Genomic DNA, 11,840 nt, shown 5'->3' with positions numbered 1-11,840 from the left:
ACACGATCGACCATCCGAATCATCTCCCTCTCTTCCTTACCCCCGGAATCATCAATCCGATTCTGTGCAAAGGCCTCACAAGGGGAGAAGGGAAGTGGCGCCAATTCCTAAATGAACTGCACCTGGACGATCTCATAGCCCCGCGCGCCGCCTGGCGCGTTGACCTCGATGGCATCGCCGACTTCCTTGCCGATCAGCGCCCGCGCGATCGGCGAGGAGATCGAGATGCGGCCTGACTTCACGTCCGCCTCCTGGTCGCCGACGATCTGGTAGGTCTTCTTCTCTTCCGTGTCCTCGTCGACCAGCACCACGGTCGCGCCGAACTTGACCTTTTCGCCGCTGAGCTTGGTGATGTCGATCACCTCGGCGCGGGCGATAAAATCCTCGAGCTCGTTGACGCGGCCCTCATTGAGACTCTGCGCCTCTTTCGCCGCGTGGTATTCCGCGTTTTCAGAGAGATCGCCGTGCGAGCGCGCTTCGGAGATTGCTTCGATGATGCGCGGCCGCTCTTCCTGCTGGCGCCAGCGCAGTTCTTCCTTCAATGACGCGAACCCCTCGCCTGTCATCGGGACCTTGTTCATAATGCCTGACCTTTCCTGCCGCCGCCCCCGCATTCCGGGAGCGACCTTGTCGATGGGTACAAAAAGAAAACGGTCCGGCAGCCTCGGGCTAACGGAACCGTGTCACCGCAATTTCCTCCAATATAGCAATCTTCGCGGGTTTTTCACGCCAAAAAATCGGTTTTGAAAAATTCGCCCGCCATTTGCGGAAATGCCGTCATGGCAGCCCGGCTGGCCGAGCGAGCGGCAATAAAAACCGGCTGCGATTGCTCACAGCCGGTGGTGAGGCGTGTTCGGGCTTCTATTCAGCTCTTCATGAAACGGTCTATCTGCTCGGACAGCATGCCGTATTCACGAGATCCCTTGCCGATGCGTTTCTCGATCTCGCGGAGCTGTTCCCGGGCGCCGGCGAGATCGCCGATCTGCAGATGCGCCTCGCCAAGATATTCGCGTACCAGCGTGTAATCAGGATCGATGCGCAGCGCTTCCTCATAATAGCCGAGACCGACGGTGACGCGTCCGGAATGGCGGTGCGAGTAGCCGAGGTAGTTGAGGATGCGAGGATCTTTCTTGTCCGCAGCCAGGCTGAGCACGGCAATCGCCTCGTCATAACGTCCTGCCATCGCCAGCGCGCGGCCGGCTTCATAGATGTTGTCGTCGTCCAGCATGCCGTGCTTGGGCGCGACGCACTTCTTCAGCTTCTTGTCCCAGACCTTGCCTTTCTTGCACTGTGTCGTCTGGCTGCCACCGCCACCGCCACCGCCTCCACCTGCGCCGCCTCCGCCACCCTCGCCCGCCGAAAACACCGGAACCGCAAACAGCGGCAGGGCGGCAACCGCCAGAACCTGGATCAGCAATCGTCTGCGCATCGAACCCTCCCTGAAGCATGACAATGCAAGACTAACGCCGGGCAAAAGCGGTTTCATCCCGGAAAAAAGCCACGGCCAGTGAAAGCCTTTTCAACGATCAGCGCCAGTCGGAAAATGGAAGCGCCGAACAAAACGTGACGAGCGCCGCAAATCCGCTATCATCCAGCAAACGCCAACGGAGTATGCGGAGACGGCCAGTGCAGCGGCGCCTTGAAAAAGAATGGGAGCTTTCGATCGGTCCCGACACGGTGCGCCTGTTCATCCTCAAGGCGAAGGCGTTGAGCGCCGCCGTCAACGAAGACTATGCCGATGGCGCCGAGCACGAGGTAGAACTCGATAGCGAGGCGCATGACAACCATCATCATGACGGTCTCGTCGAGGAACGTTCCGAGGACCTCACCGAAGAAGAGCTGCGCGAACTGATCAACGACCTCAATGTCGATGAGGCGGCCGAACTCGTCGCCCTCGCCTGGGTTGGACGCGGCGACTATGACGCCTCGGAATGGGCGGACGCGCTGACGGCCGCGCGCGAGCGCGCCAACAAGCGCACGGCGAAATATCTGCTCGGCATGCCGTTGTTGGCCGACTGGCTGGAGGAAGGGCTGGAAGCGATCGGTGCGTAACACCGCGGTCACCGTTTGTGATCGGCCAATGCCCTCGTTCAGGCAACTTCCGCATTCGCCCGCCGTTAAGGGCGAATGGCGGTGGTGACCTCTCCTACATCGATCAGAATGGCCGGATTGATCAGATTGGCGCTGCCTTTGGCAGCGGCGATGCTGTCCGCAGGAGCGGCCCTGGCCCAAGCTCCGGAACTGCCCGATAAGGTGCCCGTCCCGGAGCTCAATCAGTCGCAATCAGCGCAAGAAGCCGCGCCTGCCGACGTGCCGATCCCCGAGCCGCGCCCTGGGGATGCGCCAAAGCCTGATCAACCCGCGACCGACAAAATGGACCAGCAGAAGTCGGACCAGCATCAGCAAGCCCGGCCGCAGCCGCCGGCAGTCGCTCCGACGCCGACCGAAAAGCCCGCCGCGGCAGAACCACCGGCCGCCGCGCCAAAACCACCGGAGATGCCGGCGCAGGCGCCGGAGAAAAAAATCCCTCCCGACCCGCGCTCGGCCGCTGTGCCGCAGGAGAAAATGCCGGACGAGGAACTGGCCTGCCGCCGGCGGCTGAAGTCGATGGGCGTCGACTTCGAGGAACGCAAAGCCGAGCACGATGCGGCGGTCGGCTGCTCTGTCCCCTATCCGATCGCACTGAAGACGCTGGGCAAGTCATTGGATATCAACCCCGAATCCGAGTTGAACTGCCAGATGGCCGAGGCCGCCGCGCGCTTCGCCGCCGATATCGTCCAGCCGGCGGCCAAGGCCGAGCTCGGCGCCGAACTCAAGTCGGTCGGCCAGGCATCCGCCTTCGTCTGCCGCCACCGCAATGGCGGCGGGAAATTGTCGGAGCACGCCTTCGGCAACGCGCTCGACATCGCCAGCTTCACGCTTTCGGACGGCAGGAGGATCGACATCCGCCCGGCGCCGCCGGAAAAGGACGCGAAATTCCTGAACGCAATACGCAAGGCAGCCTGCGGACCGTTCAAGACCGTGCTTGGCCCGGGCAGCGATGCCGATCATTCGCTGCATCTCCATCTCGATCTTGCACCGCGCCGCAACGGCGGCACCTTCTGCCAGTGATATGGTTGCGGACCGACGCGCCGCAATTTGGCCGCAGCCGTAAACGCAGCCGCTGATTTTTCCTTTACTGTTGGCGGGTAAGCTCCGTTTCATATGATCATGACCCCGAAAAGTGGGATCCGGTTTTCGGAGAAAGATCATGATCAAACGATCACATGGAGCCTGATCGGCTCGGGGACCGGGAACCTGCCAATGGCCGGGATATTTCGCGCCGCGTCTGTCGCCGTCCGGCAAGTGAGACGCGCGCGCATGATTGCCGGCGGGCTTGCCATCGCAGCGATCTCGGCCTGCACCACCGGCAGCGTGCTTTCGCTGGAACCGGCCGTCGATGTCGGCAGCCAGACATCAGCTGTCCCGGAATACGCTGGCCAGAAATACGCTGGAATGCAGCGCCTCGTCCCGTCCAACCCTTACATGACCGCCGCCTATCCGCGCATGGACGAGCCGATGGCGCCGACCGAACAGATGCCCGCCAGCGAGGTCGAGTGCCGCAGGGATTTGAAGCGCCTGGGCGTCGTCTACACCGACCTTGCGCCGATCCGCGAAGGCCAGTGCGGCATCGACTATCCGGTCAAGATTTCGGCCATCGGCCGCATCGGGATGAAGCCGGCTGCGACGCTGACCTGCGACATGGCCGCCACCTTCGCCGGCTGGGCCAGGAATGAACTGGTCCCGTCCGCCCGCTGGCGCTATTTCTCCGGCGTCAGGACCATTCGCCAGGGCTCGAGCTATTCCTGCCGCAGGATCGCCGGCGAAGGCACGCTGTCGGAGCACGGCAAGGGCAACGCGCTCGACGTCATGAGCATCGAGCTTAGCAATGGCAAGGAGATCGACGTGCGCAAGCCCGGCCTGTTCGCCTTCCGCACCCGCGGCTTCCTCAACACTGTGCGCGCCGACGGCTGCCAGTATTTCACCACCGTGCTCGGTCCCGGCTACAATTACGACCACCGCAACCATTTCCATTTCGACATCAAGAACCGCAAGAACGGCTACCGCGCCTGCCGCTGAGCCCGAGCGCGTGCCCACTGCCCAAGGTGTGCGCCGCCGCGTAGAATGACGTCACATAAGGTGATGTCATATCACCACGGTGGTGTCGCATGAGCCGACGAAGCTTTCGACGACGCGCAACGATCTGGCTGGTGGCGTTCTGTGCCGGCTATCTCGTGCTCGCCTATTTCGCCGCGCCGGAATTCTGGACCCTGCGCGACCGCAACTTCCGCACGCAGCGCTTCGAAATGGTGACGCACACGCCGCAAGGCATTGCGGGCGATCCGATCAATGTCGGCCTCGTCGGCACCAGGAAAGAGCTGGTCCACGCCTTCGCCGTCGCCGGATGGGACACCGCCGACGCCCTCACGCTGGAGACGGCGATCGAGATCGGCGAAAGCGTGCTGTTCGATCGGCCCTATCCAGACGCGCCGGTCAGCCGGCTGCTGTTCGAAGGCCGTGCACAGGATCTGGCCTTCGAGAAGCCGGTCGGCGACAGTGCCGACCGGCGTCATCACGTCCGCTTCTGGCAGACCGATGCGACCGGAGACGATGGCCGGCCGCTCTGGCTGGGTGCGGCAAGTTTTGATCGCGGCGTCGGCCTCAGCCACGACACCGGCCAGATCACCCACCATATCGGTCCCGACCTCGACGCCGAGCGCGATTTCCTGGTCCGCGACCTGTCTGCCGCAGGCATGCTGATCTCGACCAGCGAGATCTCAGGCATCGGTGCGACAAGGACCGGTCGCAATGGCGGCGGCGATCCCTATTTCACCGACGGCAAGGCGGTAGTGGGCGTGCTGCGGCAGCTGCCCTAGGCGCAAGACCAACGGCCGGCCGCCGGCTCGTCGACGCCCTGATCGAGCATTTTTCGTAGCCGCCATGGGATGCCGCATGAGATGGTTGCGCCCGCCGGTATGAAAAATGACGGCCGTCTATTTTCGAAAGCCGCGCCGCAATGCTATTGACCTCGCATGCTCTATGCTGAAATCGCCATCGTGGTCGTCCTCATCTGCGTGAACGGCCTTTTGGCAATGTCCGAGCTTGCCATCGTCTCGTCACGGCCGGCCCGCCTCAAGGCAATGATCGACCGCGGCGTCGAGGGCGCCGGACGCGCCTTGGCGCTCGGCGCCAATCCAGGCAAATTCCTGTCGTCGGTGCAGATCGGCATCACCCTGGTCGGTGTCTTGTCCGGCGCCTTTTCCGGCGCCACGCTTGGCGAGCGGCTGTCCGTATTCCTGGCATCGACCGGCATCCGCGAAAACCTTGCCGACCCGATCGGCGTCGGCATCGTCGTCGCCCTCATCACCTATTTCTCGCTGATCATCGGCGAACTGGTGCCCAAGCAGATCGCGCTGCGCGATCCCGAACGCGTCGCCGCCAGGGTTGCTCCGGCGATGACCATCCTCGCCACCGTCTCGGCGCCGCTGGTTTTTCTGCTCGACATTTCCGGCCGCGCCATGCTGTGGCTGCTTGGCCAGCGCGGTGAAAGCGAGGAGAAGGTCACCGACGAGGAGATCAAGATGCTGGTCGCCGAGGCCGAGCATCACGGCACCATCGAATCCGACGAGCGGCGCATGATCGCCGGCGTCATGCGGCTCGGCGACCGCGCCGTCCGCGCGGTGATGACGCCGCGCACCGAGGTCGACTGGATCAACCTGCAGTCCGATGACGCGGCAATCCGGAAGCTCCTGATGGAGACCCAGCATTCGCGCCTGCCGGCCGGCGATGGCAGCGTCGACGCCATGATCGGCGTCGTCCAGACCCGCGACGTGCTGGCCGCGATGCTCGGCGGTCGCGCGCTCGACCCGCGCCGGCATGTGCGCACCGCTCCCATCGTCCATGACCAGGCCGACGCGCTGGATGTCCTTTCGACACTCAAGGAATCCAACGTGCCGATGGCGCTGGTCCATGACGAATACGGCCATTTCGAAGGCATCGTCACCCCGGCCGACATACTGGAAGCCATCACCGGCGTCTTCCGGGCGGACCTCGACGCCGGCGACGAAGAAAACGCCGTCAAACGTGACGACGGCTCATGGTTGCTCGCCGGCTACATGCAGGCCGACGAGATGGCCGACGTTCTCGGCATCGACCTGCCCGAGAACCGCGACTACGAGACTGTCGCCGGTTACGTGCTGGCGCATCTGCACCATCTGCCGACGACCGGCGAATGCGTCGATGCGCAGGGCTGGCGCTTCGAGGTCGTCGACCTCGACGGCCGCCGCATCGACAAGCTCATCGCCACCCGCCTGCCCGGCGGCCATCGCGAAATCGTGCGGTAGCGGTCAACGCGATGGGTAGGCAAAGTCGGTCCTGGATCGCGGGAGGGCATGGTGGATTCTGATCGGATCGACAAGCTGATCGCAGCGGTGCCGCCCGCCTTGGCGCTTCGCGCCGGGCTGGACCTTGGCATCTTCACCCGGCTCGGTGGCAGCGCGATGACTGCCTATAGCCTTGGGGTCGCGCTCAAAATCGAGCCCGATCGTCTGTCGCGGCTCCTCTACGCGCTTGCCAGCATCGGTCTCCTCGAAGTCAAGCATGGTCAATTTCGCAACGGAGCCGAAGCGGCGGCCTTCCTCGACGCGTCCAAGCCGGCCTATCGCGGCGGCGATCATGCGCTCCTGCGCGAGCTCTGGGGAGCCGACCTTCTGACCGCAGAGTCGCTGCGACAGAACCGGCCGGCTGCGCTGCACGACTTTTCCGAAGCCGGCCCCGAGGCCGCGGCGGCCTTCAGCCGCATGCTCGCACCGGGCGGGGTAATTTTCGGCCGCCATCTGGCCCAGGAGATGGACCTCTCGGCGATCGGCTCGGTCATCGACATCGGCGGCGGCCCCGGGACCATTCTCGTCGGACTTCGCGAGCGGCGTCCGCAGATTGCGGCGACGCTGATGGAACTCCCAACGGTCGCAGCGGTCGCGAAAGATATCCTGTCAGAATACGGTGCCGCCGACGTGATTGTCGAAGAGGGGGATATAACCGTCGCGCCATCGATCGGTCGGCACGATCTGGCGATCCTGAAGGCCGTCGTCCAGGTCCTTCCGCCGGACCAGGCGCGCAGTTCGATCCTGAACGCGGCGCGTTGCCTCACACCCGGAGGCGAGATCGCAATTGCGGGGTGGGGTGTCGTCGATGACGACCGCCTCGGCCCGCCTGAGGGTGTGTTTCTGAATCTCACCTTCTTGAACCTCTATCGCCACGGCGAATCGTACACTGAAGGTCAGTATCGCGCGTGGATGACCGAGGCTGGATTCCGGGATATCTCCAGGTCGCGCCTGCCGGACGGCTCCACCTTGTTTCGTGCGCGCCTCACGGGCTGATCGTGGCTGAATGGCCAATCGCAATCTGCGTTCGCTCAATAAAGTCGGTCATCAACGCGGCTGCCGCCTCGGCGTGGGTTTCGAGCAGGAAGTGGCCGCCGTCGAAGATGTGCGCTTCCATACGTGGAAGGTCTTGCATCCACGACAGTGTTTCGGCGATGTCGAAGAACGGGTCGTGGCGGCCCCACAGCATGAGCGCCGGCGGCTGCCGCGTTTCGATATAGTCGGCGATGAGACTGAAGCGCGCGGCATGGTTGGCGTAGTCGGCGAGGAGCGCGCGTTGTGTTTCCATGCCGCCAGGCTGATTCATCACCCTCCAGTCCTCGATCCAGGGTTCGCCTTTGATCCGGGCAGCGACATCCTCCGGCAAGCCGCCCAAATACTGCTCGCGGGTGCCTTCCAAGGTCAAAAACGCGGTAGCCTCCCTTTCGTTCTCTTCCGTCGGGTTTGACCAGAATTCGAACGTGCCTTGCCATTGCGGTCCGAACCCTGTGCGGTGTGCGTTGGCGCTCTGAATGATGAGGCCGCAGACGAGGTCGGGGGATTGCATAGCGACCCGGAGACCAACAGGCGCGCCCCAATCGTGCAGGTAGATGAAGCGCCGATCGATCGCGAGATGAGTTAGGAGCTCTTGGATTGCGCCGCTGAACGCTTCGAACGAGGGCGCGGGCAACGGCGCCGATTGGCCGTAGCCAGGCAAGTCGGGGGCGATGACGAAGGCGACGCGCGCAAGGCCGGGAATGATGCCCTGGAAGGTGCGCGACGAGCTCGGGAAGCCGTGCAGGAGCAGCAGCGCGGGATTGGACGCATCACCCGCGGTGATGAAGGAAAACTCGGTCCCGCCGGACAGGCGCAGCCGCTGTTGCGTGGGGGATGTCATGCCTGCACTCCTCGCACTGCTCCGGGATGGGCTCGATCAGGGTGCATCTCCTGTATTCGCTCGATGAACTCGACCATCAGGGAGAGTGCTGGTTCGGCGTGCGTCTCGAGCAGGAAATGCCCGCCGTCGAAAACATGCGCTTCCATACGCGGCAGATCCTGCATCCAGGACAGCGTTTCGGCGATATCGAAATAGGGGTCGTGACGGCCCCACAGCATGAGCGCCGGCGGTTGCCATCTCTTGAGATAGGCGGCGATCGTATCGAAACGCGCGGCATGGCTTTTGTAGTCGCCGATGAGCGCGCGGTGGGTCTCCATGCGGCCGGGAAGGTTCATCACCCTCCAGTCCTCGACCCAGGGGTCGCCCCTGATCGTGGCGGCGACATCCTCTGGCAGGCCGCCCAAATATTGCTCGCGTGTGAATTCGAAGGTCAGGTCGGGAGTCGCGGCCGCTTCGTTCTCCTTTGTCGGTTCTGACCAGAATTTCAACACGGCGTCCCAGACGGGACCGACGCCGGTTCGATGCGCGTTTGCGTTCTGTATGATGAGACCCGAAACCAGCTCGGGCGCTTGCATGGCGATCTGCAGACCCACGGCGGCGCCCCAGTCATGAATATGGATGAAGCGGCGCCCGATCGCGAGGTGGGTCAGCAATTCGGAAATCGCCTCGCTGATCGCGGCGAAGGATGGTGTCGGCGGGACGTCGGACCGGCCATGGCCCGGGAGGTCGGGCGCGATCACATAGGCTGCGCCCGCCAGTCCGGGAATCACATCGCGGAATGCATTTGCGGAGCTGGGAAACCCATGCAGGAGGAGCAAAGCCGGGTTGGATGGATCGCCCGCAGTGACGTAGGCAAGCTCGGTTCCATCGGAGAGACGCATTTGGCGTGGGGCAGGCAGTCTCATGTCAGGATTCCCTTTTTGCCGTCCGGAATGGGGTTAAGTTCAAACCAGTGGCGCGGTTCCGGATGCCGGCCGAAAACGTTCCCCAAGGAGTGGCTGGAAGCCCGTGATCCGTTTCGGCCGTCGCTACTCGGCCGAGGATCAGCGGCCGGCTGGCGTTGCGACAACGCGCTCTATCGCCGTCGCCAGGAAGGTCGTGCCACGCCGGTGCTCGCTGCTGTCCTGGCGCGTCAACAGGCCGTTGGCGATTCCCTCATACATACCGAGCAGCGCATCTGCCACCTCGCCCGGCACGCCTTCCTCGGCAAGCAGCGCGGCACGCTCCTCCGGCGCAACAAGCACAGCCGTTACCGGCCGGCCGAGAACGTCCGCGAAGGCCGATGCCACGTCGCCGGCGCTCCAGTCTTCCGGTCCGCCCAGCTCCACGACCCGCTTGCCGGTCCATTCCTCGCACAGCACGGTCGCTGCCGCGCGCCCGACATCGATCGTGCTCACCATCGGGATTTTCTGGGAAGGCTCGATAAAGGTCGGCAGTATGCTTTGCGACAGGACCGATTGCGCCACCTCGCTCCAGGTTTCGACAAAATACCCCGACCGCAGGAAGGCGGTGGCCGGCGCCACGCCGTCGAGCAGCGCCTCGAAGCGGTTGAGGGTGGCGATGACGCCGGTGCCGGAGGCATGCTGCGCGCCGATGGACGACAGGACGACGGCCTTTGGCAGACCTGCACGCCGTGCCGCATCGGCAAGCGCGGCGCCGATTTCTTCCGTGCGCTGATAGGGATCACCGCTCACCGGCGGCGGGTTGAGCAGGAACGCGGCCCGCGCGCCGGTCAGCGCATCGGCCATGGCGCCTGCATCCTCCATTGTTGCGACGGCCACCTCGGCGCCGAGGGCCGTCCATTTTTCGCCTTGTTCCTTGCGACGCAGGACGACGCGCACGGCTTCGCCGCCTGCGATCAGGGCGCGCGCGACCTCGCCGCCGGCCCGCCCGTTTGCTCCAAGCACGACATACATCACTTCTTCTCTTCATCTCACTTGACGGGGAGAACGATAGGCGCAGGCTTTCCATGCGTCCAATGCATGATGTATATAGTTACCATGCACGAAGTGGATTTACGCCGGATCGACCTGAACCTGCTTGTGGCGCTCGAAGCGCTGCTGGACGAGAAGAACGTCACCCGTGCCGCAAGCCGGCTCGGCATGAGCCAGCCCGCCGCGAGCCGAGCGCTCGGCCGATTGCGCGCGCTGTTTTCGGACGCGTTGCTGGTCGATGGACCGGGCGGCTATGTCCTCAGCGCCCGTGCGGAAGAGGTGCGCCCGGTGCTGCGCGGCATCTTGGCGGGCGTGCGAGAGATGGTCGAGGCCAACGCGTTCGATCCCGACACGGCAACCGGCCGCATCCGGCTGCTGATGCCCGATCTCCAGGCCGCCGTGCTGGCGCCGCATCTGCTCGCCCGCCTTGGGCGCGAGGCGCCGTCCCTCGATCTCGATATCGTCGCGCCGGGCACGGACTCGGTCGAAGCGCTGCAGCAGGGTAGCGCCGATGCGATGGTGGCGCTGGTCGACGAGCCCCGGCCGGCATCCGCCGGCGCGGTCTCTATGACGAGAAGCTCGTGACGCTGATGCGGGCGGAGCACCCGGCGCTCGCCCGAAAGCTGACGCTCGAGCGTTTCCTGGCGCTTGAGCATATCGTGGTGAGCGTCACCGGCGTCGGGCCTGCGCCTGTCGACGAGGTGCTTGCCCGCATCGGGCGAACGCGGCGGGTGAAGCTGCGCGTGCCGAACTTCTTCGCGGCGGTCGAGATCGCCGCTCGCTCCGACCTGATCATGACCCTGCCTTCGAGCCTGGCGCGAGCGGCCGCCAACATGAAGCGCTTCGTGTCGTTGCCGCCGCCCCTCGATCTTGGCAGCTTCACGATGAGCCTCGTCTGGCACGCGCGCCAGCAGGACGCGCCCAGGCACATATGGTTGAGACGTGCCATTGTCACGGCGGCGGCGGATATGTCATCGGCGATCGACGTTGGAAACTGAGGCCGCAAAGCGGCTCCCTGGAGCACAACGCCTCGAGCCGACCCGCGTTCAGGAAAGATGCTCTAGAACGGTCTCAACCGAAGCCCAGGTTCGGCGCTTGCGTTTCCGCCTGCGCCTTCAATCACGGTCGGCCCCCTCCGCCTGCCAGAGTTGGATCGGGTTGCCCTCTGGATCGGCAAGCCGGGCGAACCAGCCATTAGGGTAATGTTCGGTGTCGACCTCGACCGCAATTCCGGCTGCCGTGAGCTGTGCGACCATGGCCTGGAGGTCGCGCACCCGGAAATTGATCATCCACTGCTGATCGACCCGACCGAAGTAGTCACTAGTCGCGGCAAAGGGAGCAAAGACGGTGGCGCCCTGCTGTTGCTCCCACGAGCGGTCATCATAGCTTTCTGGCGGCAGCGCAACGCCGAGATGGCCGGCATACCATCGAGCGAGCGCATCGGGCTCCTTCGCTCGGAAGAAGAAGCCACCGATGCCGAGCACCTTTTCCATTTTATCTCCTTACTGACGCGATCGCGGTGATGACCACCCCAATCCATACGCGTAGTGCCAGGCGCTACATGGCTTCTTGGTTAAAAACCTGACAATGCCGCTGCACTGTGCAACA

General features: G+C 64.0%; 12 protein-coding genes and 1 pseudogene. 7 read left to right on the top strand and 6 right to left on the bottom strand.

What is annotated here, in order from left to right:
* Positions 1-107: 107 nt before the first annotated feature.
* On the bottom strand, positions 108-581 hold the full coding sequence (gene greA, locus AC0L2R_RS08060; RefSeq protein WP_023799806.1) for a transcription elongation factor GreA: 474 nt from the start codon (positions 579-581) through the stop codon (positions 108-110).
* A gap of 284 nt (positions 582-865) precedes the next feature.
* A complete protein-coding gene (locus AC0L2R_RS08055; protein ID WP_473508366.1) occupies positions 866-1,429 on the bottom strand; it encodes a tetratricopeptide repeat protein in 564 nt (187 codons plus the stop codon).
* Positions 1,430-1,626: 197 nt separating this feature from the next.
* Between AC0L2R_RS08055 and AC0L2R_RS08050 the strand changes: the two genes are divergently transcribed.
* The 6 genes from AC0L2R_RS08050 to AC0L2R_RS08025 all read left to right on the top strand — a co-directional run bounded on the left by AC0L2R_RS08050 (position 1,627) and on the right by AC0L2R_RS08025 (position 7,418).
* Positions 1,627-2,052, top strand: coding sequence for a DUF3775 domain-containing protein (locus tag AC0L2R_RS08050; protein ID WP_023799808.1), 426 nt, complete (start codon positions 1,627-1,629; stop codon positions 2,050-2,052).
* A gap of 150 nt (positions 2,053-2,202) precedes the next feature.
* Positions 2,203-3,111 carry an extensin-like domain-containing protein gene (locus AC0L2R_RS08045; RefSeq protein ID WP_473508380.1) on the top strand — a complete coding sequence of 303 codons (909 nt, stop codon included), beginning with the start codon at positions 2,203-2,205 and terminating at the stop codon, positions 3,109-3,111.
* 192 nt (positions 3,112-3,303) lie between these two features.
* On the top strand, positions 3,304-4,119 hold the full coding sequence (locus AC0L2R_RS08040) for an extensin-like domain-containing protein (protein WP_473508365.1): 816 nt from the start codon (positions 3,304-3,306) through the stop codon (positions 4,117-4,119).
* Between the two features lie 89 nt (positions 4,120-4,208).
* Positions 4,209-4,916 (top strand): LssY C-terminal domain-containing protein, encoded by a 708-nt coding sequence (locus AC0L2R_RS08035; protein ID WP_473508364.1) that lies wholly within the window; start codon positions 4,209-4,211, stop codon positions 4,914-4,916.
* Between the two features lie 156 nt (positions 4,917-5,072).
* Entirely contained in the window at positions 5,073-6,383 is a 1,311-nt protein-coding gene (locus AC0L2R_RS08030) for a hemolysin family protein (RefSeq protein ID WP_473508363.1), read from the top strand.
* 48 nt (positions 6,384-6,431) lie between these two features.
* Positions 6,432-7,418: a methyltransferase gene (locus tag AC0L2R_RS08025; protein WP_473508362.1), complete on the top strand. Its 987-nt coding sequence runs from the start codon at positions 6,432-6,434 to the stop codon at positions 7,416-7,418.
* Here the strand turns inward: AC0L2R_RS08025 and AC0L2R_RS08020 are convergent.
* The 3 genes from AC0L2R_RS08020 to AC0L2R_RS08010 all read right to left on the bottom strand — a co-directional run bounded on the left by AC0L2R_RS08020 (position 7,408) and on the right by AC0L2R_RS08010 (position 10,214).
* Complete coding sequence (locus tag AC0L2R_RS08020) at positions 7,408-8,298, bottom strand: alpha/beta fold hydrolase (RefSeq protein WP_473508361.1); 891 nt, start codon at positions 8,296-8,298, stop codon at positions 7,408-7,410. The genes AC0L2R_RS08025 and AC0L2R_RS08020 overlap by 11 nt on opposite strands.
* Complete coding sequence (locus AC0L2R_RS08015; RefSeq protein ID WP_473508360.1) at positions 8,295-9,203, bottom strand: alpha/beta fold hydrolase; 909 nt, start codon at positions 9,201-9,203, stop codon at positions 8,295-8,297. Before AC0L2R_RS08015 ends, AC0L2R_RS08020 begins: the two co-directional genes overlap by 4 nt.
* Before the next feature lie 138 nt (positions 9,204-9,341).
* Entirely contained in the window at positions 9,342-10,214 is an 873-nt protein-coding gene (locus tag AC0L2R_RS08010) for an NmrA family NAD(P)-binding protein (protein ID WP_473508359.1), read from the bottom strand.
* A gap of 84 nt (positions 10,215-10,298) precedes the next feature.
* Here AC0L2R_RS08010 and AC0L2R_RS08005 point away from each other — a divergent pair.
* Positions 10,299-11,230 (top strand): annotated as a pseudogene (locus tag AC0L2R_RS08005) (LysR family transcriptional regulator).
* 117 nt (positions 11,231-11,347) lie between these two features.
* Here the strand turns inward: AC0L2R_RS08005 and AC0L2R_RS08000 are convergent.
* Positions 11,348-11,725, bottom strand: a complete 378-nt coding sequence (locus tag AC0L2R_RS08000; protein ID WP_473508358.1) for a VOC family protein — start codon at positions 11,723-11,725, stop codon at positions 11,348-11,350.
* Positions 11,726-11,840: the final 115 nt, after the last annotated feature.

The sequence above is a fragment of the Mesorhizobium sp. WSM4820 genome (assembly GCF_055811075.1).
The sequence above is the reverse complement of the archived record's forward strand: the minus strand, read 5'-3'. Positions and strand labels throughout refer to the sequence as shown.

Coding starts and splice junctions, on each gene's coding strand:
- AC0L2R_RS08030 (WP_473508363.1), top strand. CDS start 5,073: ATGCTCTATGCTGAAATCGCCATCGTGGTCGTCCTCATCTGCGTGAAC.
- AC0L2R_RS08015 (WP_473508360.1), bottom strand. CDS start 9,203: ATGAGACTGCCTGCCCCACGCCAAATGCGTCTCTCCGATGGAACCGAG.
- AC0L2R_RS08010 (WP_473508359.1), bottom strand. CDS start 10,214: ATGTATGTCGTGCTTGGAGCAAACGGGCGGGCCGGCGGCGAGGTCGCG.
- AC0L2R_RS08040 (WP_473508365.1), top strand. CDS start 3,304: ATGGCCGGGATATTTCGCGCCGCGTCTGTCGCCGTCCGGCAAGTGAGA.
- AC0L2R_RS08020 (WP_473508361.1), bottom strand. CDS start 8,298: ATGACATCCCCCACGCAACAGCGGCTGCGCCTGTCCGGCGGGACCGAG.
- AC0L2R_RS08055 (WP_473508366.1), bottom strand. CDS start 1,429: ATGCGCAGACGATTGCTGATCCAGGTTCTGGCGGTTGCCGCCCTGCCG.
- AC0L2R_RS08035 (WP_473508364.1), top strand. CDS start 4,209: ATGAGCCGACGAAGCTTTCGACGACGCGCAACGATCTGGCTGGTGGCG.
- AC0L2R_RS08000 (WP_473508358.1), bottom strand. CDS start 11,725: ATGGAAAAGGTGCTCGGCATCGGTGGCTTCTTCTTCCGAGCGAAGGAG.
- greA (WP_023799806.1), bottom strand. CDS start 581: ATGAACAAGGTCCCGATGACAGGCGAGGGGTTCGCGTCATTGAAGGAA.
- AC0L2R_RS08025 (WP_473508362.1), top strand. CDS start 6,432: ATGGTGGATTCTGATCGGATCGACAAGCTGATCGCAGCGGTGCCGCCC.
- AC0L2R_RS08045 (WP_473508380.1), top strand. CDS start 2,203: ATGCTGTCCGCAGGAGCGGCCCTGGCCCAAGCTCCGGAACTGCCCGAT.